Consider the following 21,487-nt stretch of genomic DNA (forward strand, 5'->3'; position numbering starts at 1 on the left):
CCTGGTGCGTAGGGCCTGGTGCGTAGCGTAGGGCATGGAGCGGGTGCCAGCACCCATACAACCCGCTACAAACCAAACACTAGGCACTACTAGCTAAACATATTTCTTACTCAAACTTCGTTTTGCCCTGTTCCACCTTTAGCGTGCTGGCGTCGCCAAACGGGACGGGCAGCTGCACCTGGATGGGCACGGGCTGGCCCTTGCGGGTGGCGGGCTTCCAGGCCGGCATCAGCGCGAGCACACGCAGGGCTTCGGCGTCGCACTCGGGGCTGAGGCTTTTCACTACGCTCGGGCTGGTTACCCGGCCCTCGGCGCTGATGGTGAAGCTGGTGAGCACCGTGCCGGTAACCTTACTGACGCGGGCGGCTTCCGGATACTTTACATTCTCTTGAAAAAAGCGGCTCAGGGCCGGGGCCCCGCCCACGTACTGCGGGGGCACGTCGGGGCGGTTGGCGGCCGGGCGGGCCTGGGCCTGCATCCGGCCGGGCTTAAGCACAATGGGCTGCTGGGCCGGGGCTGGCTGCTGGGCCTGAACCCGCCCGGCCGAGCCCAGGGTCAAACCTAGGGCCAGGAAGATGAAGAAAAGATGTTTCATGGAAGCAAGGCGCCGAAAAACTGCCTGGTTAGGAAAGCACAAGCCGGCGGCGGGAGGCCCGCAAAGGTACGCACGGAAAGCCCATGCCCGCGGCTTCTGCTTAAACAACCTGGGCTAGGCAGGGTTCAATTCGGCGGCGGGCTGGCGCGAAATTGCCAGCAGGCCCAGGAAGGTCAGCAGGCCGTTGACGAGCAGAATCTCGAAGCCGAACTCGTAGCCCCCCAGCCAGGCCTTGGAGTTGGCGTTGAGCACGTAGCAGAACACCGGCGGCCAGGCGCACATCCAGGGTACGAACCGGTCGTGGAGCTGGCGACGGGTAAAGATGCCGAAGCTGAAGAGGCCCAGCAGCGGCCCGTAGGTGTAGCCGGCGGCTTTGAAGACGGCCGAAATCAGGCTCTGGTCGTTGAGCAGGCGGAAGATGAGGATGATAATGACCAGCACCACCGTGAACATGAGGTGGGTGCGCTGGCGCAGCACGCGCTGCCGCTGTTCGGGGTATTTGCTGATGGTCAGGAAGTCGACGCAGAAGGAGGTGGTCAGGGCCGTCAGGGCGGAGTCGGCGGAGGAGTACGTTACGGCAATGATGCCCAGGATGAAGACGATGCCGGCAAAGAGGGAGAAGTGCTCGGTGGCCAGCAGCGGGAAGACGTCGTCGCCGATGACCTTACCGGCGGCATTCACGGGCAGGGTAATGCCCTTGGCGGCGGCGTACTGGTAGAGCAGCACGCCCAGGGAGAGGAAGAGCACGTTGACCGGCACCAGGATGAGGGCAAACCAGAACATGTTCTTCTGGGCGTCGCCCAGGGAGCGGCAGCTCAGGTTCTTCTGCATCAGGTCCTGGTCGAGGCCGGTCATGACGATGGTGATGAACATGCCGGAAATGAACTGGGTCCAGAACTTGCGCGAGTCGGTCCACTCCCAGAAGAACACCTGCGACATCTCCGAGTCGCGCACGGTTTGGATAACCTGCTTGAAACCCAGGTTGAGTTCGTCGGAAATGAGGTAGACCGAGATGCCCACCGAGGTGAGCATGGCCAGGGTCTGGAAGGTGTCGGTCCAGAGGATGGTTTTGAGGCCCCCGCGGAAGGTGTAGAGGTAAATGAGCAGGATGCTGACGGCCACCGTGACGGCGAAGGGCACGCCCAGGTCGTCGAAGACGGCCACTTGCAGCACGCCGGCCACCACGTAGAGGCGCAGGGCCGCCCCGATGGCGCGCGAAATCAGGAACAGGGCCGCCCCGGTCTTGTAGCTCCAGAAGCCGAAGCGCTGCTCGAGGTAGGTGTAGATGCTGACCAGGTTGAGCCGATAATACAGCGGCAACAGCACGGTGCCGATAACGAGGTAGCCCACCAGATAGCCCATAACGACGGCCATGTAGCTCCAGGCCTGGGCTTTGACCATGCCCGGCACCGAAATAAAGGACACGCCCGAGAGCGAAGTGCCAATCATGGCGAAGGCCACCATGTACCAGGGCACGTTGCGGTTGGCCACGAAAAAGCTGGCGCTGGTGGCTTTGCGCGAGGTGAGCAGGGCAATGACGATAAGGATGGTGAAGTAGCCGGCAATCAGGCTCAGAACCAGGGTAGGGGACATAACGGGCAGCAAATGGAGGGGTAAAGATACGCCGCCGGCCGGGACTGGCGGGAAAAGATGCGGAGTCGGCGAGTATTTTGGATAAAAACCAGATTGAAGCCGGTAGTAAGACCCGGGGAAGATGGCGGGGAGATGGCTAGAAGGTCTAAGCTTTTTCCAAGGTAGGCGGCGGGAAGGCAGTTAGGTTGTTTTTGGATTCTGACGGGACTATGCTAAGTGCGGCCAAAAGGCGGGCAGGGGCCCTATTTATAGGCGGCGGATGATGCGAAGCCGGTGGAGTTTGGGTAGCTTTGTTACCTGTTGAATGGCTAAGCGTCTGACTACTATGAAGAAACAGCTACTACTTTTGAGCTTCGGCTTTCTTGGCGGCGGGCTCGCGCGGGCCCAGACGGCCCCAGTGCTGGCCAAGTCTCTCGACCAAGCGCAAGTGGAGGCGGTAAGGGTCCGCGCCGCCGGGCAGCAGCCCCGCCGCATGAGTAGCTACAGCTGGGACGCGGCTACCCGCCGCTGGTCGTTGGCCGCGACGGTGGGCACTTACGCCTACAGTAGCCTGGGCAAGCCGACGCTGGTGCAGTTTGCCGACTCGGCTACGCAGCGGCCCCAGGCGCGCTTCACCTACGCCTACGACGGAGCCGGTAACCAGACGGCTTCCCAGTACGAAACCTGGTCGGGCAGTGCCTGGAGCATCATGAACCGCACCCTGACCTCTTACAACAGCCACAGCCAGCAAACCGAATACGTGGCCCAGGACTGGGTAAATGGGGCCTGGGTGAATACCTACCGGACCATAAACCAGTACGACGCCCACGACCACCAAGTGTTGTATGAGGTGTTTGTGTGGGAAAACAGCGCCTGGCAGCAGACCTACGGCTCCCGGACGGCGGTGACCTACACGCCGGTCGGGGCTGTGCAGCAGGAAACGGAGGAAGTCTGGAGCGCAACGACCAAGACCTACCAGGTAAGCTACCGGCGGCAGTATAACTACGCCGCGCCCACGGACCTGTACTACAGCGCGCAGGTGTCGCAGCAGTGGACAAACGGCGCTTTCGTGAATACGCAACGCACCATCAACATCGTGCGCGACGTTCGGAACCGCATTATCTACTCCGAACTGGAATCCTGGTTGGGCAGTGGCTGGGGCCCCGACAACCGGACTCGAATAGTGTATCAGCCCAACGGCAGCTACCAGATGGTGCTGGAGCGGTACGGTTACCCGCAGTCGGGGTGGAATCTGGGCTGGCGCTCTACCATGCTCTACGATGACTTCGGCAACCAGCTGGCCTTTACGTATGAAGAATGGAGCGGCCAAGGCTGGAGGCTGGAGCAGGGCGAGCAGCACGAGTTGCGTTACAACCCTATGAACGACGTGGTGCGCGAGGTGCGCCAGCACTTCGACTCGATGAGTAAAACCTACGTCTATCAGTACAAATACTTTTTCAGCGACTTTCAGAGCGTCACGTTGAGCGTGCAGCCCAACGCTGCCCTGGCCGCCCAGACCCAGCTGTATCCTAACCCGACGACGGGCTTGGTCACGCTGGAGCTGCCGGGCCTGCGGGAAGCTACGCCGGCCGAAGTGGTCAATGGGCTGGGCCAAGTAGTGCAGCGCGTAGTGCTCCAGCCGGGCCGGATGCACCTCGATTTGAGCGGCCAGCCCGCCGGGCTTTACACCGTGCAGCTGCGCACCAGCGCGGGTTTGGTGGTGAAGAAAGTGGTACGGCAATAACGAACCGACAGCTCATCTGAAACTAAAAGGCCGGCTCACGCAACGTGGGCCGGCCTTTTTTGGGGGTACGGCTACATTATTCCCACTGCTGCCAGGGCATTACTTCGCCTACTTTCGGCGCGTGCAGTTCGGCCCGCAGCATGCCGCCGGCCGCCACTTCCTGCAGGGTCCGGATAGGTTCGGAGGCCGGCTCGTCGCTCAAGTCGAAGGTGCCGTGGTGCATGGGCACCAGGTGGCCGGCGCGCAGCACGTTGGCCGCCTTGGCCGCCTCATGGGGGTTGGTGTGGCTGAGCTGCATCATAAAGGCCGGTTTGTAGGCCCCAATGCCCAGCAGGCAGATGTCGAGGGGGCCAAATTGGCGCTCAATGTCTTCGAAATGGTCGGCGTAGGCCGAGTCGCCGCCGAAGTAGATAAGCTTGTCCTGGGTCCGGATCAGAAAGCTGCCCCAGAGCACCTTGTTTAAATCGGTGAGGCCGCGGCGGTGCCAGTGGGCGGCGGGTAGGTAGTAGATGTCCAGCGGCGCGTCGGGCCCCAGGTCGTACTGCTGCCACCAGCCGGCTTCCTGCACCTGCAGCGTGGAGGCCATGCCCGTGAGCAGCGGGGCCATGCGCAGGGAAGTCAGCACCCGCAGGCCGGGGTTCTGCCGGGCCACGAGCTTAATGGACGCCTCGTCCAGATGGTCGCGGTGGCCGTGGCTGAGCAGCAGCAGGTCGATAGTGGTGAGTTCCTCGGGGCGGCAGGGTAGGGGGTGGCGGCGCTTCAGAAACGTGGAATCGAACAGCAGCGGGTCGAAGAGCAGGGTAATGCCCTGGGTACGCAGCACGAAGGAGGCGTGGCCCAGCCACACCAGCCCGTCGTCCTGGCCCGCCAGAAATTCGGCGCAGTTCACCACGGCCGGGGCCCAGGTGTCGGCTTTCTTTTCTTCCTTCTGCGGGTTTTCGGTCAGGAGTTTCCAGCGCAGCACGTTGCTGAACTCGGGCGTGTAGAGCTCCTCGCCGTTGGCAAATTGGCTACCGAAGAGCTTGTTGCCGGGGTAACCGGCTTTCACGGTGCGGAGTTGTTCGTTGCGCAGGTAAGTAGTACGGGCCATGCGGGCAGCTAAGGGAGTAGAACGACGGGCGCCAAAGAAACAGCAAAGCCCCGGAAACTTCCCGGGGCCTGCGTATTCTACTGTAAAAAACGGCGGGCTTAGTAGCCGAACGGACCGAGGGAATACGGCGAGTAGCCCGGGGCCACGCCGTTGGACACCCGCACGCCGCCCGAAATGGTCATGTGCTCAGTGATTTTGAAGTCGGCCCGCATATTCACGCCCGAGCCCTGGTTGCTGAAGCCCGCGTAGGGGTTTACGCCGTTGCCGAAGGTGTTCGGGGTCAGGTCTTTCCAGGCCGAGCCCACCAGCGTCACCCGCGGCGACAAGGCGTAAGCTCCGCCGCCCTGGATGAGGTAGCGGTTCAGGCCGCTGAGGCCAATGGTGCGGGCGCCCTCGGGCGTAGTGGCCCCAATGCCGGGCACGATGTGCATGTAGGTGAGCCCCGCAAACACCGAAAACCGCTTGGTAAGCTGGTAGGAAGCCAGGGGCGTGAGGTAGGAAGCCGAGCCGAACCGCCCCGCCGTGACAAAGCCGGCACTCATGCTGTACGAGGCCCGCGGCCCGACCAGGCCCAGCTTGGGGGCCGCGTCGGCGGGTACGGGCGCGGTAGGCAGGGTGGTGGTTTGGGCCCGGGCGGCCCCGGCTGATACGCCCAGCAGTACTGCAACGGTGAGGATAGAACGATGCATAGCCAAGGGAAAAGAGAAGTAACGACTCGGTAAGGTCAACAAGATACGAAACGATGCGGCCGGAAAAAGAATGCCCGCGGCGGGCCCCGCGGTAAAATTTCTCTATTTAGCGGGTCCTTACTAGTATTTGTTATGACCGACTTCGTTTTCTACCAACAGTTTCCCAACCCGGAAGTTGCCGCCCCGCTGCTGGAGCTGCTGCGGCAGCACGCGGTGCCCTTCGAAACCAGCTTCGATAAGCCCAGCTTCGACCCCAGCTTTGCGCATAACCAGACGAGCACCCATTTCGTGGTAAAGTTGCAGGCGGCCGACTTCGAAACGGCCCGTGGCCTGGAAGAAGACCAGAACCAGCAGCTCATCGGCCAGGTCGACCCGGGGCACTACCTGTTCACCTTCACCGATGCCGAGCTGGCCGACGTGCTGCTCAAGCCCGACGAGTGGAACAGCTTCGACGTGACCCTGGCCCGGCAGATTCTGCAGGACCGCGGCACGGTTATCAGCCCCGAGGCGGCCCGCCTGCTGCGGCAGCAGCGCACCGCCGACCTGGCCCGGCCCGAACCCTCCCAGAAAGCCTGGATTCTGTGGGGCTACGCCACGGCGCTGCTGGGCGGCCTGTTTGCCTTTTTCATTGGCTGGCACCTGTATACCCACCGTAAAACCCTGCCCGACGGCCGCCGGGTGCACGCCTTCAGCGCCCCCGACCGGCTCCACGGCCTGCGCATCATGGTGCTGGGCGGCGTCATGCTGGTGCTGCTGGTTTGCTTCCGGATTTACCGGGAAAGCTAAGCCGCCGAACTGGCCCGCAGCAGGCGCCCGGCTTGCCAGGCCACGGCTCCCACGCACAGGGCAAACCAGGCGAAGGGCAGCTCCAGCCGTGCCACCGACAAGGCCCCGCCCACCAGAATCGTGGTAAAGCTGGCCAGGCCCTGCACCGCCTGGTTCAGGCCGAAGATTTCGCCCCGGTCGGCCTCGGTGGTGCGCTGGGCCAGCAAGCCTTCCAGCAGCCCCTGAATCAGGGAAATGGTGAGGCAGTCGAGCGTGACTACCACGTAGAGGGCCGGGCGGGAAGCACCAATCAGGCCGTAGGCGCCCAGAATCGGGACGCTGGCCAGGGCCAGCCAGAAAATGGCCCGGGGCTTGTTGAGCCTATCGGCCAGGAAGGTGTAGAAGCCGTAGTTGATGGCAATGCTTAGGGCCCCGAAATACATGAAAAAGTAGGACAAGGCCCGGGCGTCCATCTGCTGCGGGCCCAGGCTGGCGAAGGGCACGAAGTAGAAATAGTAGCCGGTGCTCATCGTCAGGGCCACCTGCATGAGCACGATGGTGCGGAGCCGGCCGTCGGGGTCCTTGGCTTGCAGCCGGCTCCAGATGGTCAGCACGTTGAGGGCCCGGCTCAGTTCAGCCCGCAGCTCGGCGCCCCGCACCCCGTTGGGCCGGGTGTGGGTTTCGCGCAGCAGCAGGCTCAGGGCAATATTTACCGCGGCCAGGCCCACGGCCAGCCCCACCACGTAGCGGGCCTGCTGGGCGGGCTCCACGGCGGCCACCGTGAGCAAGGCGCCGGCCACCATGGGCCCCAGCACGAAGCCCAGGGAAATGATGGCGCCTTCCAGCCCCAGATTCTTGAACAGATTTTCGGGCGGCGAAATATCGGTAATGGCCGAGCGGACCGTGGCGTACATGCCGTTGGTAAACCCGTCGCTGAGCCGGTTGACAAAGTACAGGCCGGCCCGTACCGGCAGCAGCAGGCCGTTGGCCAGCAAAGTGCCCACCGCCGACAAGAGCAGAATCGGCCGGCGCCCGAAGCCGTCGGAGAGCTTGCCCAGCACCGGGGCGGCAAAGAGCTGCACGCCCAAAAACAGCGCCGTCCCCAACGACAGCCATAGTTGGGGCTTGGGCAGGCCGCGCACAAACTCGGGCATAATGGGCCCAATGGCCGCGCCCACCACCACGTCGAGCAGGATAATGGCGTAGAGCAGCGCGAGCCGGAAGTCTTTGGGCATTACAGCGGCCGGGCGGCCAAATGAGTGAAAGACAAATGTAGGCGTCTGGCAATAGGCTTTATTGCTCCGGAGCTGTACTTTAGCGGGACCCTATTGTTTACTTCTGAACCCAGTTTACCCTTATGGAAGAGTTTAACCCCGAAAATCAGCCCGAGCAGCCCCAGGTGATTATTCCGGCCGAGGAGGCCACCCAGATTCAGGTGCGCTTTATGACCCAGGTTTACGGCTGGATGGCCGGCGCCCTGGCCCTAACCGGCGGCGTAGCCATGCTGGTAGGCGCTTCGCCCGAAATTCAGGAGCTGGTATTCGGCAACCGGCTGGTCTTTTTCGGCCTGATTATTCTGGAGCTATTCGTGGTGGGCTATCTGAGCCGCAACCTGTTTGAGATGACGCCCAACCAGGCCGTCGGGGCCTTTGCCGGCTATGCCCTGCTCAACGGCGTCACGCTGGGTATCATCTTCATGGTGTACACGGCCGAGTCCATTGCCTCCACCTTCTTTATCACGGCGGGCACGTTCGGGGTGATGAGCCTCTACGGCTTCGTGACGGGCACCGATTTGAGCCGCTGGGGCAACCTGCTGTTCATGGCCCTCATTGGCCTCGTCATTGCCTCAGTGGTGAATATCTTCCTGGCCAGCTCGATGCTGTACTGGATTACCAGCTTCATCGGCGTCGCGCTGTTTGTGGCCCTCACCGCCTACGACACCCAGAAAGTAAAGGGCCTGGCCTTTATCGGCTACGGCGACGAAGGGGCCGACCGCAAAGCCGCCGTCTGGGGCGCCCTCACGCTCTACCTCGATTTTGTGAATCTGTTCCTGTATCTGCTGCGCTTTTTCGGCCGCCGCCGGTAAGACTTCGAACCAGGTACAAACCCAACGGGCCGCCCACTATGGGCGGCCCGTTTTGCTTTCAGTTGACTCAGTGCTTTACTTCGCCTTGCTGCTGAGCCAGTCGTCCCGGAATTTCTTCATGGCCTTGGTCACCGGCTTTTTGGCCGTTTCGTTGGTCACAACTTCCAGCGTGGGGTCTTCGGCCAGCGTGACCTGGGTGGTGCGAATGCCGCCGCGGGTGCGGTACTCCACCGGCACCACGTCGCCGGGCTTGTGGGCGGCCAGCAGTTCCTGCACGGCTTTGGCGCTGCTCAGGCGCTGCCCGTCAATCTTGCGCAGTACGTCTTCCCGGTCGAGGCCGGCCTGGTAGAGCGGGCTGCCCACCAAGGTGCTGCCGAGGCTGGCGGTGCTGTCGGCGGGGTTAAAGCTCAGGCGACTCACCAAGCTGGCCTGCCCGGCCCGGGCGCGGCGCACGGTGAGGCCGGCCGGGGCCAGTAGCTCGTCGAACTTGGGCAGCTCATGACCCAGAATATGCTGGCGGAAAAACTGCCCGGCAAAAGCCGTGTCCCGGCTTACTTCGCCCAAAATTCGCTGCAAATCGGGCAGGGTGTAGGGCTTGGCCGGGGCGTAGTTCTGCTGCTCCTTGCCGTGCTGCTGCCACACGGCCCGCATGTAGGCGTCGAGCGTGGTCTTGTGATTCTGACGCAGCAGCAGGTCCAGGGCCAGGGCGTTGGCCGCGCCGATGTAGTAGTACGACAGGTAGGTGTTGCCGCGGTTGTTGGGGTCAATGGCGGCGGCGGCATCCACGAAAGGGGCCTGCTGGCTCATCTGCACCGGCGAGTAGCGGGCCGCGCCCGGGGAGTTGAGCATGGCGCCTACCACGCCGCTGAGGGTGTACTGGCAGTACTGGTCGTCGGTAAACACCCCGGCCCGGCGCATGATCAGGTCGCCGTAGTACTGGGTGAAGCCCTCGGCAAACCAAAGCGAGTTGCTCATGTTGGCGCGCTCAAAGTCGAAGGGCTCCAGGTCGCGGGGGCGGATGCGCTCCACATTCCAGCTATGGAAATACTCGTGCGACACGGTGCCCAGGTTGTTCATCACGTCGTCGCCGCGCAGCTGCCGGTTGCTGGTCACCGACGTCGAGTTGCGGTGCTCCATGCCGTCGGAGTTGGTCTGGGGCAGGTAGTTGACCACGAAGGTGTAGCGGCCGAAATCATACTCGGGCAGGCCTCCGAAAACGGCGGCGGCCTCCTTCACAATCTTCTTGGTTTTGGCCGTGTAGTCGTCCAGCTCGGCCTCGGTGCCTTCATAGAGCACGTTCAGCTCAATGGTACGGCCCTGCTCTTGCCAGGAGCGCACTTTTTGGGAGCCCAGGGAAGTCGGGCTATCCATCAGGTATTGCAGGTGGGGGGCGTAGTACGTACCCTTGGCCGGGTCGGGGCGCAGCTGGGTGGCCACCTGCCAGCCGCCGGGCGTCTCAAACTTCACCTCGGCCGGGCGCTGCTCCAGGCCGCGGGCAAAAGCCAGGGTAGCGGGCATGTTCAGGTGGGCGTGGATGGCGTCGATGCCGGCGTAGGTGCCGTCGGTCCGGTCGCCAAACAGGGTGTAGGTAAAGCGCACGGTGCCGTCGTGCCCGCTCACGTCCCAGCCGTAGGGGTCGGGCCGGCTCACGGTCAGGGCTTTGCCTTTCGAGTCGGTAGCCTTCACGTCGTACACGTTTTTGGCGAATTCGTGCAGGGCGTAGCGGCCGGGCGAGCTGCGGGCCATGCGCACCTGCAGCGGCCCGCTGGGCAGCTCCGCAAAGACGACGGTAACCTGGGCTTCGTGGTGCACGGCGTTGGGAAAGGCCACGGTGTACTGCACGGGGGCCTGGGCCAGGGCTCCGAAGGGGAGGGCCAGGGCGAGAAGAAAAGTGGCGGCGGATTTCCGCATAGAAAAGAAAAACGAGGATGGATGCCTAAAAATAGGGCGCCGCCGCGCTACTTCGGCCGTTCCGGCTCGTTTTTCCTGTCCGCGGCCCTCCTCACCCAAACACGGTGGCCTCGACCAGCCCCCGAAAAAACACGTGCTGCTGCTGCACCACCAGGCCCAGACAACGCAACGCGGGATGCAAATCGGGCATTGCGCGGCCGCTGATACCGGTCGTGAGCCGGAAAAAACGGTACATGGTCTGTAGCAGCAGGCGCTGCCAGAGCGTCTGGGCGGGCCGAAAGTCGGCCAGCAGCCAAGGGGCGCCCGGCCGCCGAGCCTGGTTCAGGGCGTCCAGGATGGCCTGCAGGCGGCGCGGCTCAAACAGGTCGAGAAAGAAGAAGGTGATGATGGCGTCAAACGACTCGTCGGGGCGTAGGTCGTGCTCGGTGCCCAGCCGGAATTCCACCTGCCCGGCGTGCTCGGGCGCGGCTTGCAGCAGCGTCGCCCGTGACTTGGCCAGCATCAGGGCCGAGGCTTCCAGGTAGAGCACCCGGGCGTCGGGGCGGCGCTGCAGCACTTCGCCCAGCACCCAGCCCGAGCCTCCGCCAATAATCAGCACCCGGGGCCGGCCCGGGGGCAGGCCGGCCAGGGCCGCCTGCTGGGCGCGCCGCAGGGCGTCGCCAAACACGAGGCGGGCTAAAGGGTCGTAAAATGGGGCAACCCGGTCGAAACCGGCATCAACGGAAGACATGAGCGAAGGGCAGGAGGGAGGAGAGCGGGATAGGTAAGGTACCGACAATTCCGCGGTATAGTTGAGCTTGCCCGCGAAATATGCCTGTTTGGCTGCGGGCTGCGTATGCAGCAGGGCGTACCAATGGGCTGCCCAGCAATGACCAACTACTTTCGCCGAATCGGGGCGGGCTTTATGTTATTTGCGGCGGAATTTGCCGTAACCCTGGGGCTGGGAGCCTTAGGCATCGTGGGTTTTCTGGCCCTGGGGCGGCAGGTGCTGGATCAGGATGCAGCTGGGTTCGACGCGCGGGCCTTCCACTGGGCCCGGCACCTACTCGGAGCCAATGAGAGCGGCTGGGTCGAAAAAATAACGTTTCTGGCATCGCGCAACTTCATTACGGCCGTGGCATTGCTGCTCATTGGCTATTTCCTGTTTGTGCGGCGGCACCGCTGGTACACACTGCTGGTGCCGGTGGTGGCCCTGGGCAGCATCACGCTGAACTTGGTGCTCAAAACCACCTACCACCGGCCCCGGCCCCTGCTGCCGTTGGTATCGGCTTCCGGGCTGAGCTTCCCGAGCGGACACGCCATGATCAGCGCCTCGTTTTACGGGTTGTTGATTTACTTAGTACTGACACACGTGCGCCGCCAAAAAGTTCTGCGCCTGGTCCTGATTGCCGGCCTGGCCGGTCTGATTCTGCTCATCGGCCTCACCCGCGTCTACCTGCGGGTGCACTACGCTTCCGACGTGCTGGCGGGCTTCACGGCCGGCCTGGTCTGGCTGCTAATTGCTATTCCGCTGCTGCAGTACATCGAGAAATCGGTAAAAAAACGATTTAAATACGCGCCGCAATTGGCTGAAAAACAGCCTGAATAGCGTGCTGGCGAAGTTTTTTCGCAAATTTTTTTGCCGAAAGCTTGATAAACTACTTCGCAGCCCTGTATCTTTGCATCGTTGAAAGACACTCCAACAGGGAGTTTCACCCTTCAACAACCAGATGCGCTTGTGGCGAAATTGGTAGACGCGCTGTCTTCAGGCGGCAGTTCCGCAAGGTGTGAGAGTTCGAGTCTCTCCGAGCGCACCACGAAAGCCGGCCCCGAAAGGGCCGGCTTTTTTGTTTTTCAGCGGTCCGGACTGTACCGGGCTGCTGACTAGGTTTTGCCTCGTTTGCCATGAATAAACTTCTTACGCGCCTGCTCACGCTCTTCACGTTTCTGGTGCTGGAAGTGGGCGTGCTGCTGCTGGTATTTCTGAGCTCATTGGCCGCCTTTTTTTACCTGACCCGGGTAGTATTCGTGCAGCACTCTACTGAGCTCGACCAGTGGGGGTTTGCCCACATGGACCAATTGCGGGCCGCCGCGCCCGGCCTCACGCCCTGGGTTATCGGCGTCACCTTTTTCGGCTCCGCGCCCTTTCTGGTAGCCGCCGGCCTGCTGATTCCGGCCGCGCTGGCCTGGCAAAAAAAGAAGCGGGAAGCCCTGGAGGTGTTTTGGGCCGTGGCGGGGGCGGCCATTCTCAACCAGCTCTTCAAAACCCACTTTCACCGCCTGCGCCCCGATACGGCCCTGTTTCCGCAGCTGGGCCTGAGCTTTCCCAGCGGCCACGCCATGATTGGCACGGCCCTCTACGGCTGCCTGGCCTGGCTGCTTTGGCGCCACCGCCGCCACCCACTCTGGGCCGTAGCCCTGCTGCTTTGGGCCGTACTCATCGGCGGCACCCGCATCTACCTGCACGTACACTACACCACCGACGTACTGGCCGGCTTCGTGGCCGGCCTGGCCTGGCTCATGCTCCTGCGCTCGGGCCTGCACCTGTGGTGGAAAAGTTGATGCGCTAATTTTTAATGTGCGAAATGTGGGTGAATGTGGATGATGTGGGAATTAATACTCGTGTCATTGCGAGCTTGCAAACCAATTCGTCCGTTGAAATGTGCTCAGCCTTCTAGAGTGAAAAGCCCTCAATCGTTGCTACGGTTGAGGGCTTTCGCGTAAAAGGATGCTAGTCACGAGCAGAGGACGGATGGCTTCGGCCTTTGGCCTCGCAATGATATGAGGGCGCCATTCGCGCCAGCCGAACATCAAACTCGCTCAATCACTCATTCACTCATTCACAGTTTCACCGTGACTCGCAGCGCCAGCAGGCCTTTTACGCCTTGCAGCTCTTCGAGCTCCAGCTCTTCTACTTCGGGTTCGAGCAGGCCGCGGTCCTGGAGGTAGTCGATGTACTCCATGTATTCGGCCGCTTCGCGGAGCTGAGCGTAGACGAGGGCAATTTTGCCGGGCTGGGTGAGCCGTTCGCCGGTACCGAGCACGGTGGCCTTATCCACGCGCTTCTTGATGATTTCGTAGCGGATGTTGTAGGCCCCGTCCACGTCGAACTGGCGCTCATCCTGGCGGAAGCGGATGCTCAGGGGCTGGCCGTGAATCAGGATCAGCTGGGTGGTGTCGAGCGGGACGGCCAGCTTGGGCTTGAGGGCCGCCGTGCGGCGGGTTATTTCCACCGTCACCAGCAGCTGCCACAGCCGCAGGTTTTTCAGGAAAACCAAGTCAAACGGCTTGTTCTCGACCAGGGAGCCGCCCACGTAGATGTTGTGCTCCACGCCGTCGGTTTTGAAACGCTGGAAGTAGTGCGGAAACATCTGCTGGGCCTTGGCTTCTTCCTCGTCGAGGTAGTCGCTGACGGTGTCGTTGAGCAGGGTCACGCTCTGCTCGAAGTCCTTGCGGCGCTTGTAGAGGATGCCCAGCTCGGGGTCGATATTGCTCCAGTACTGGGCAATGACGGGCCGCAGCTCGGGCGTGTTGTTGCTCAGGTACTCAAACAGGGGCTCTACTTCCGTCTTCAGCGACTCGAAGATGCTCACCTCGTCGCCGGTCAGGATGCCCTGGCGCAGGCGGCGCAGGTTCTTGTTGACGTAGAACTTGAGTTCGTCCAGAATGGGGAGCTGCTGAAACTCGGAGGCTTTCTTGAGCACCTTGTTGGCCAGGGTCAGGTGCTCGATAAGGTCGCCCTGGATGGCTTCGTTGCGGGCCGTGCTGCTGCCCCGAATGTCGCTGGCGCCGTGCAGCGGGTACACGTCGTGGAAGACAATGGCCTCCATTTCGGCGTTTTTGTTGCCATCCTCCAGCTTGTTGAGCAGGTTCAGGGCCGCATCGGTAAAGCGCCATTCCATGGTGGGATGAATGGCCGTGAATTTCTCCTTGATAATAGCCTGCACCCGGGTCTGGATTTCCTCGGAGTTGCGCTTAACGGCCACCGCAAACAAGGGCACAAACTGCTGCACTTTCTCGATGCAGAACTCGTCCAGGTCACCCACGTTGGGCGAGCCCAGCTCCAGAAGGCCCACCGTATCGTCGCCGTAGGGCAGCAGGGCCAGAATCGTGCTTTTGATGCCGATGCCCAGAATTTGCTCCCGCAAGTCGTCGGGAATATCGGCCTGCTCCACGTTTTGCAGTACCAGGGGCTGGCGGTCCTGCAAGAGCTGGTTGTAGATGCGGCGGAAGCCCGAGCCCGAATCCTGGTTGTTGAGCTGCTTGGTCAGGAAGCTGTGGTTGATTTTGCGGCCAAAGTCCACGAAAGCCTGCTTTTTCTCGTCGTAGGCGGCAATGCCCAGCTGCAGAAACGGCCGGCCGAAGAGCACCCGCAGCTTTTCCTGAATCTGCTCGAGCCGGTCGGAGGCTTGCAGCACGTCGCGCTCCAGCAGGTCGTACTTGAGCTCGGAGAGAATTTCCTGCTCGGTCACGTCCACCAGGTGCAGGATGTTAAAGCCTTCGAGTTCAAACCGCTCGGGCGGCAGCAGCTCGTGCCAAAGGTCGGCGCGGTGCAGGTTGTGGCTCAGAAACTCAATCTGCTCGGGCGTCAGCTCCGGCTTTTCGCCCACCACGCGCACATCCACAAACGTGGAGGTATAGCCCACGCCGTAGTGGCGGTAGGAGCCGATGTTGTAGTCGGGCACGGTGAAGATGATGGTGCCCTGCAGAGGCAAATCCACGCCGTATACTTTGTCCAGAATCAATTGGTACACCATGCGGGCCATGTAGATATCCATGGTCCGCGGGTCGAAGTTCAGCGGCTGCTTAACGGTCTTGTTGGCGTTGAGCAGAACCTCGGCAAACTTGGGCGTGTGGTAGAAGCTCAGGCGCTGAAACGGCGCTACGGCCCCGCTGATGTCGGAGAGGAAGGAAGCCGGCGGAAACACGGCCATCAGCAGGGTCTCGACCAGGTCGCAGCTGCAGTCGAGCACGCTCAGGTCGGTAATCGGGCCGCGGCACCAGGGCGCGGCGGCCACTTGCTCCCCGATGGAGCGGGCCAGCAGGGCCACGCCGGGGTTGGGGTCATTTTCGCGGGCCTGCCAATAGCTAATAATCGGCTCCAGACTAAGCGTCGTCTTGAAGGGAAAAGCCAGGGAAGGAGCTATAATTGGGCGGGCAGTAGGTTCTCGTAACATAAGTGACGGTATAACAGCCGGGCCCGGCAGATTGATTCACTCGCCACGCCCCAAGGCTGTTACGGCCCTATACGCAGCGCGGCTCCGCCCGGACGTTGGTTGGAACCCGCGCGGCCCAAATACGCTACGGAGGAGCTTATTAGTACTTTCTCAGCAACGTGTAGACCGGCTTTTCGCTGTCCTTAGGATCGAGCAAATTAACGGGAACGTTGTTCAGGCGCAGGTCTTTGGCAATAACCTTATAGCAGGTGCAGCAGCCATCCACGGCGTCGGGCCGGCTTTGCACGTTCAGGGAGTCGATTTTGAAAACCTGCTGGGGCAGGCCGGCGGGCCAGATTCGGTACTGATACTTGGTGAAGCGCAGCGGGGCGCTGCTGAAGGTCAGGCCCTGACCCAGGGCAATGGAGTCGTCGATTTGGGCCAGTGTGGCGCGGACGATGCGGATGGTATCGGGCTTGAGGGTGCTTTTGGGCGCCACCGGGGTGCGGGTGATGATGATGGTATCCAGCTCCTGGGGCGTAAAGGCGCCCGGGGTGCCGGCCACGGCGTTAAAGCGGAAAAACACCACATTGTCGAAGGTGTCCTGGCAGTAGCAGGAGTTATTAGCGCAGCAGGCCCCCACGAGCAGGGTGGAGCCAAGCAGCAGAAGCCAGGTGAGGAAGGAGCGTAGCATAGCAGCCGTAAAGGTAACGCCCGGCGGGCAGCATCCGGGCGCGGGACCAAAGCAAAACAAACAAAAAGCCAGCCCCGGAAAGGAGCTGGCTTCTTATACGACGAAACGGGGCGTCTTATTGCTTGACGAAGCGCTTGGTTTCGGTGCCCGAGCGGGTCGTGATTTTGTAGTAGTAGGTGCCGGTGGGCAGGTCGTGCAGGTCGGTGCTGAGCGTGTGGCTGCCTTTCTCCTGCTGCTCGTTCTGCACCACGGGCCGCAGGGTGTTGCCGCGGCCGTCCAGAATTTCGATGGTCACGGGCCCGGCCTTTTTCACCGAATATTCCAGCTGGTTAGTGGCCGCGGCCGGGTTGGGGTACACGTTCAGACCGGCCTCAGGGCCGGCGCCGGCCGGCGGGGCGGGGGCGTTAGGGTCCAGGAGCAGGAAGCGGGTCGGGCGCAGAAACTGGCTCATGCCGTCGTGGCCGCCGCGGTGGTGCTCCCCAAACTGCTTGTGTTTCTCCAGCTGCTCGGGCGTGGCATTTTTGGTGGTAATGGCTTTGATGTCAGCGGCCCACTGCTGCTTCTGGGGCTGAATTTCCTGGCTGAGCTGAGCCAGGGGCGCCTCGTACTTTTTGGCCAGCAAGCCCACTTTTACCATGATTTCGCGGCTCTCGGAGCGCAGGGCCTGCAACTGCTGCTTTTGGGCGTCGGTCGGAGTGGGGCGGGGTTCGGTGGAGCCGGCGGGCTTCAGGCTTTCCCGCAGAGCCTTGCCGCGCAGGCGCAGGTCCTGCAATTCCTTCCGGTAGGTGGCCAGCTGGGCTTTGTCGGCGGGGACGAGCTGGGCTTCGAGCTTCTGGCGCTGCTGTCGCACCACGGGCAGCACGTTGGCCTGGTAGTAAGCCCGCACTTCCTGGCGGCCGGGTGTAGCAGCGGCGCGGTGGCCCTGGGCGAAGGTGGCGGAGCCGCTGAGCAGGGCCGCCAGCAGCAGGGGCAGGGATTTTAGCAGGGTTGCTTTCATAAGGGGATAATAAGCCGGGGTTGCAATTTTCAGAACCATAGATGGACCAGCGGCGGTAACGTTTAATCCGGAAACGAAAAAAACCGCTCCGGCGTGTGCCGGAGCGGTTTTTTCTAGTCAAAGGCGGCTTTTGCGGCTTACTTAAACGTGTCCTTGGTGTCGATAACCTTGACTTCGGTTACGTTCAGCTTGTAGTTGGCCACCTGGGCGTCTTCGGCCACTACTTCCTTGGGCAGGCCCTCACTCACTACTTTGGCGTAGCTCATGGGCGAGGGCGTGTTCTGCTTGAGCACGTCGGCCAGGGGCTGGGCCTCGCTGTCGTCCGTGACGATGGTCACGTACATGTTCTGCGTCTGCCAGTGCTTTTTAATGGCCTTGTTCACGTCGTCGAGGGTGAGCTTGGCAAACTGCCCGTCGAGCTCCTTGAGGTAGTCCTTGCGGCCGTAGAATTTGGAGTCGAGCAGAAAGCCGAGCTGCTTGGAGGGCGTGGTGCCGTAGAGCTTCACGTAGGAGCGCAAAAAGGTGCGGGTAATTTCGAAGTCTTCCTTGCTCATGCCGTTTTTCACCAGGTTATCCATTTCACGCACGGCCAGACGCAGCGCAAACGGGGCGTGGCCCACGGTGAGGCCGCCCAGCTCGGTGGGGTACTGCTTGCGCAGGCCTTCGGCAATCTGGACCGGGCGCAGCCAGAGGCTGGCGTAGTTGGCGTGGCGGGGCACACCGGGCACGGGCAGCATGTTCTGCCCGCCGTTTTCGTACCACTCAATGTAGCTGTAGTCGCCATAGTTCATCGAGCGGGTCGTGCGGATCTTGTCGTACAGGCGGCCGTAGCTTTTGCGGTGCTCCCCGAGAAAGGAGTTGGCTACCATCAAAGCGGCGAAGTCGTCACTGGCGCGGGTGGTCTGGATGGGGAAGCCGGCGTACACGGCCGAGCCCAGGGCGTCGGTCTTGCTGATGATTTCGACGTGGATGCCCTTGGGCGCGGCCACGGTGGGCACCACGGGCTTAGCCGTGCTCTTGGGCAGCTTTTCCAGGTCATCCTTGAGCTTTTTGGCGAAGGAAGCCGGGAAGTTGCCAGCAATGCCGATGGTCAGGTTGTCCTTGCCAAAAGCGGCGGCGTAGTGCTTCTTCACGTCGTCGAGCGTGAGGCTGCGCACCCCGGCGGCGGTGCCGCGGGTCATGTGCTGGAAGCGGGTGCCGCGGAAGAGCTGGTCTTCGAGGGCAAACTTGCTGTAGTCCTCATCCGAAGAGGCCCGAATCACCTGCTCCACGTAGTTGAGCTGGTTGGACTTGAGCCGGTCGAAATCCTGCTGGGTGAAGCTGGGCGTCAGAATCAGGCCCTGGAGTACGGGGTAGAACTTGTCGGTAAAGTCCTTGTGAAACTCGAAGGTGAAGGTGGTGACTTCCTTGTCGGTGGTGGCGTAGTAGGTGGTGGCCATCGGGTAGAGGAAGTCCTTGAGCTGGGCGGCCGTCATGGCCTTGGTGCCGCCTTCGGTGACCAGCTGACTGGTCAGGAACGTGAGGCCTTCCTTGCCCACGGGGTCGGCGGAGGAGCCGTTGCGGAACTGCAGCTTCACCACCACTTTCGAGGCGTTGGGTTGGCGCAGCTCCACCACGTCGGCGGCTTGCGCGAAATGCGCCCCCACGGGGCCGAGCAGGGCCGCGGCCAGCAGCAGGCGGGAAAAAGTATGTTTCATTGGACGAAAGAGAATCGAGAGGGAAGGATTAGTTGGTTGTTGATTGTTAAATGGTGATTGTTGTTTAGCTGATGTTCAAAAATCTGACAATCAACAACTAACATTCAACAATTAGCAATCAACAAGAAAACGCTACTGCACGCCGCCGGTCGGGTTGGGCCCGATGGTGCCCACGGTGAGGTGCTCGGGTACGAAGTACTTCTTGGCCGCGGCCTGGATGTCGGCCGGTGTTACCTGGTCGTAGAGGGCGTAGAAGTTATTCAGGCTCTGGGGGTTGCCGGTCAGCCAGATATACTGGGCCAAGCCGTTGGCAATCTGGTCGGGCGAGTCGAGGCCCATCAGGAAGCTGTACTTCAGCGCCGACTTGGTATCGGCCAGGCGCTTGGCGTCCACGGGCGTGGTTTTCAAATCCTCCAGGGCTTTGGTAATCTCATCCTTCACGTAGGCCATGTCGGCCGCCTTCACCACCGACGCCCGGATGGAAGTCAGGTACGGGTCCCGGGTGTAGTTGGGCGAGCCGCCCACGAAGCGCACTTTCTGCTCTTTCACCACCAATTTCTGGTACAAAGGGGAGTTGTCGGAAAACAGCATCGTGGTCAGAATGTCCAGGGCGGGCAAATCCTTGCTCTGGTCGTTGAAGGCCGGGCCGCGGTAGCTCAAGCTCACCAGGGGCGGGAAGTTGGCGTTCTGAATGTGCACGTAGCGCGGGGCCGTCTGCTCGGGCTCCTGGGTAATGGCGGGCTGGTAGCTGCCGCGCTTCCACATGCTGAAATACTTGTCGGCCAATTGGTTGACCTGCTCCGTTTTCACGTCGCCGACTACCAGCAGGGTCGTGTACTCGGGGCGGTAAAACCGGTCGAAGAACTGCAGCGAGTACTGATACTGGTTGGGCATGTCCACCACGTCCTTGAAGAAGCCCATGGTGGTGTGCTCATACGTGTGCTTGTCGAAGGCGGCGTCGGCTACTTTCTCGTTGAGCTGGGTGTAGAGCGAGGCCGAGTTCTTGGTGTATTCGCCCTTCACGGCCCCGGCTTCGGCCTTGAAGTCGTGCTCGGCGTACTTGAGGTGCTGAAACCGGTCGGCTTCCACTTCCAGCATTTTCTCCAGCATGGTAGCGTTGCCGGTCATGTGGTACACGGTGCGGTCCAACGAGGTGTTGGCGTTGGCCGAAGCCCCCACCGACTTGAGCACCTGGTCGTACTGCTCCTTGCTGTACTTGTCGGTGCCCCGGAACATGACGTGCTCGAAGAAGTGGGCAAAGCCGGTATGGCCGGGCTCCACTTCGTCGCGGGAACCGGCCCGCACCACCAGAAACACCGAGGCCAGGCCGGGCGAGTCGAAGGGCACGGTCACCACGTTCATGCCGTTGGCCAGCTGTTTCTGCTGAATAGGGTAGGGGAAAGCCGGAGCCGCCGTCGAAGTGGCGGCCGGGGTAGTAGCCGCCGGAGCAGCCTTTTTTTGCGCCTGAGCCAGGGGCGCAGCCAGAAGACCGGCGGCGAGCAGCCAGGTCTGGACGGAGTGTTTCATGCAAGTGAAAGGGTTAGAATGGGGAGGGCAAAACCAAGGCGGCGCACTCGCGCCAAAGGAGGCGGTGCGGCGGTAAAGGTTGCACTTTCGGGCCTAAATTCCCGGGTAATCTACGCGCAGTTTACCCGAAGCCGCCGGCCGGACCGACTCCAGTCGGCCCGCAATAAAAACGGCGGCTTCGAAGGAAGCCGCCGTGCGCAGTCAGATTGGTGGGGCGCAGACTTAGTTGCCGGGCTTGGTGCGGGTCGAGTCGGCCGGCTCGGGGGCTTTGGGAGAGTTGCCGCTCATGCCCGGTAGCTCCTGAATAATGACCTCGTTGGGGTAGGCCGTCATAATCAGCTGCCCGCGCAAAGAGCTGGCGTCGGCCTCCACCTGGGGGCGAATCTGGTTCAGGGCCTGCCGCACCGATTCCACATCAGCCAGGCGCGGCGCCCCGGTGCGGGAGTAGCCGTGGTACATGGCCACCTTTACTTTGGCGCTGCCCTTGCCCGAGTAGCGGGCCAGCACGGAGCCGTGCACATCCACGACCTGCACCTCGGCCTGCAGGCTGGCCTGGTGGTATTCCAGCGGCACGCCCAGCAGCAGCGGGGTCAGCAGGGTGACGTACTGGAAGATGCGTAAGCCCTGGCCCGTGCGCTTGGCGCTGGCCTTGGTCACGCGCAGCTTGATGGAGCCGTAGGTAGTCGTGTCCTTCACGTCCATCAGGTTCTGCTCCAGCTCCAGCTGAAACAGCTTCTGCAGGTCCTCACTGGTGGCGCCGTTGCCTTTCTTGGCCAGGGGCCCGGCCTCCACCGACGGCTTCAGCACCGGCAGGCGCGTCGAGAGGGGCGCTGTGGGCATCGTAAACAGGGCCTGGTCCAGGGAGCGGCAGCCCATGGAGGAGGCCAGCAAGCCCAGCAGGCAAACCCGAAGTAGGTATTTCATAGCGTTGCAAGTAGAAGTAAAGTAAGCAGTTGGCGGCCTGAGAACGTGCCGGGCCGGCGGT

The 21,487-nt window shown here is 62.0% G+C and carries 18 protein-coding genes and 1 tRNA gene; 6 read left to right on the forward strand and 13 right to left on the reverse strand.

The genetic code is table 11. The features are described from left to right. Positions 1-106: 106 nt before the first annotated feature. Both CLV45_RS03010 and CLV45_RS03015 read right to left on the reverse strand, forming a co-directional pair. Positions 107-595 carry an energy transducer TonB gene (locus tag CLV45_RS03010; protein ID WP_100334911.1) on the reverse strand — a complete coding sequence of 163 codons (489 nt, stop codon included), beginning with the start codon at positions 593-595 and terminating at the stop codon, positions 107-109. Between the two features lie 114 nt (positions 596-709). Then, on the reverse strand, positions 710-2,188 hold the full coding sequence (locus tag CLV45_RS03015) for a sodium:solute symporter (protein ID WP_100334912.1): 1,479 nt from the start codon (positions 2,186-2,188) through the stop codon (positions 710-712). 325 nt (positions 2,189-2,513) lie between these two features. Here CLV45_RS03015 and CLV45_RS03020 point away from each other — a divergent pair, with 325 nt between their 5' ends. Further along, positions 2,514-3,911: a T9SS type A sorting domain-containing protein gene (locus CLV45_RS03020; protein ID WP_157807250.1), complete on the forward strand. Its 1,398-nt coding sequence runs from the start codon at positions 2,514-2,516 to the stop codon at positions 3,909-3,911. Positions 3,912-3,987: 76 nt separating this feature from the next. Here CLV45_RS03020 and CLV45_RS03025 read toward each other — a convergent pair whose 3' ends face one another. Together CLV45_RS03025 and CLV45_RS03030 are read right to left on the reverse strand one after the other, a co-directional pair. After that, entirely contained in the window at positions 3,988-5,001 is a 1,014-nt protein-coding gene (locus CLV45_RS03025) for an MBL fold metallo-hydrolase (RefSeq protein WP_100334914.1), read from the reverse strand. Positions 5,002-5,099: 98 nt separating this feature from the next. Next, entirely contained in the window at positions 5,100-5,690 is a 591-nt protein-coding gene (locus CLV45_RS03030; protein ID WP_100334915.1) for a hypothetical protein, read from the reverse strand. 132 nt (positions 5,691-5,822) lie between these two features. Between CLV45_RS03030 and CLV45_RS03035 the strand changes: the two genes are divergently transcribed. Next, positions 5,823-6,476: a hypothetical protein gene (locus tag CLV45_RS03035; RefSeq protein ID WP_100334916.1), complete on the forward strand. Its 654-nt coding sequence runs from the start codon at positions 5,823-5,825 to the stop codon at positions 6,474-6,476. Here the strand turns inward: CLV45_RS03035 and CLV45_RS03040 are convergent. Beyond that, complete coding sequence (locus tag CLV45_RS03040) at positions 6,473-7,690, reverse strand: MFS transporter (RefSeq protein WP_100334917.1); 1,218 nt, start codon at positions 7,688-7,690, stop codon at positions 6,473-6,475. The two genes, CLV45_RS03035 and CLV45_RS03040, sit on opposite strands and share 4 nt — an antisense overlap. A 122-nt stretch (positions 7,691-7,812) precedes the next feature. On the opposite strand from CLV45_RS03040, the gene CLV45_RS03045 reads away from it, so the two are divergent. Next, the gene (locus CLV45_RS03045; protein WP_100334918.1) at positions 7,813-8,541 is read left to right on the forward strand and encodes a Bax inhibitor-1/YccA family protein; all 729 of its coding nucleotides are present in this window, start codon (positions 7,813-7,815) and stop codon (positions 8,539-8,541) included. 75 nt (positions 8,542-8,616) lie between these two features. Here CLV45_RS03045 and CLV45_RS03050 read toward each other — a convergent pair whose 3' ends face one another. Beyond that, a complete protein-coding gene (locus CLV45_RS03050; protein WP_100334919.1) occupies positions 8,617-10,452 on the reverse strand; it encodes a M61 family metallopeptidase in 1,836 nt (611 codons plus the stop codon). 91 nt (positions 10,453-10,543) lie between these two features. After that, positions 10,544-11,182 (reverse strand): class I SAM-dependent methyltransferase, encoded by a 639-nt coding sequence (locus CLV45_RS03055; protein ID WP_100334920.1) that lies wholly within the window; start codon positions 11,180-11,182, stop codon positions 10,544-10,546. A gap of 138 nt (positions 11,183-11,320) precedes the next feature. On the opposite strand from CLV45_RS03055, the gene CLV45_RS03060 reads away from it, so the two are divergent. The 3 genes from CLV45_RS03060 (at position 11,321) to CLV45_RS03070 (ending at position 12,993) form a co-directional block, all read left to right on the forward strand. After that, complete coding sequence (locus tag CLV45_RS03060; RefSeq protein ID WP_100334921.1) at positions 11,321-12,040, forward strand: phosphatase PAP2 family protein; 720 nt, start codon at positions 11,321-11,323, stop codon at positions 12,038-12,040. Between the two features lie 123 nt (positions 12,041-12,163). Next, a tRNA-Leu gene (locus tag CLV45_RS03065) sits at positions 12,164-12,248 on the forward strand. 88 nt (positions 12,249-12,336) lie between these two features. Continuing rightward, on the forward strand, positions 12,337-12,993 hold the full coding sequence (locus tag CLV45_RS03070; protein ID WP_100334922.1) for a phosphatase PAP2 family protein: 657 nt from the start codon (positions 12,337-12,339) through the stop codon (positions 12,991-12,993). 278 nt (positions 12,994-13,271) lie between these two features. On the opposite strand, the gene CLV45_RS03075 is transcribed toward CLV45_RS03070, so the two are convergent. The 6 genes from CLV45_RS03075 to CLV45_RS03100 form a co-directional block, all read right to left on the reverse strand. Next, positions 13,272-15,608: a GAF domain-containing protein gene (locus CLV45_RS03075; RefSeq protein ID WP_100334923.1), complete on the reverse strand. Its 2,337-nt coding sequence runs from the start codon at positions 15,606-15,608 to the stop codon at positions 13,272-13,274. 139 nt (positions 15,609-15,747) lie between these two features. Then, positions 15,748-16,281 carry a hypothetical protein gene (locus CLV45_RS03080; protein ID WP_100334924.1) on the reverse strand — a complete coding sequence of 178 codons (534 nt, stop codon included), beginning with the start codon at positions 16,279-16,281 and terminating at the stop codon, positions 15,748-15,750. Positions 16,282-16,396: 115 nt separating this feature from the next. After that, entirely contained in the window at positions 16,397-17,278 is an 882-nt protein-coding gene (locus CLV45_RS03085) for a T9SS type A sorting domain-containing protein (RefSeq protein WP_157807251.1), read from the reverse strand. 137 nt (positions 17,279-17,415) lie between these two features. Continuing rightward, positions 17,416-18,975: a M16 family metallopeptidase gene (locus CLV45_RS03090; protein ID WP_100334926.1), complete on the reverse strand. Its 1,560-nt coding sequence runs from the start codon at positions 18,973-18,975 to the stop codon at positions 17,416-17,418. Positions 18,976-19,107: 132 nt separating this feature from the next. Next, on the reverse strand, positions 19,108-20,502 hold the full coding sequence (locus CLV45_RS03095; RefSeq protein WP_100334927.1) for a M16 family metallopeptidase: 1,395 nt from the start codon (positions 20,500-20,502) through the stop codon (positions 19,108-19,110). Between the two features lie 222 nt (positions 20,503-20,724). Further along, complete coding sequence (locus CLV45_RS03100; protein ID WP_100334928.1) at positions 20,725-21,426, reverse strand: hypothetical protein; 702 nt, start codon at positions 21,424-21,426, stop codon at positions 20,725-20,727. Positions 21,427-21,487: the final 61 nt, after the last annotated feature.

Source organism: Hymenobacter chitinivorans DSM 11115, assembly GCF_002797555.1.
Lineage (GTDB): Bacteria > Bacteroidota > Bacteroidia > Cytophagales > Hymenobacteraceae > Hymenobacter > Hymenobacter chitinivorans.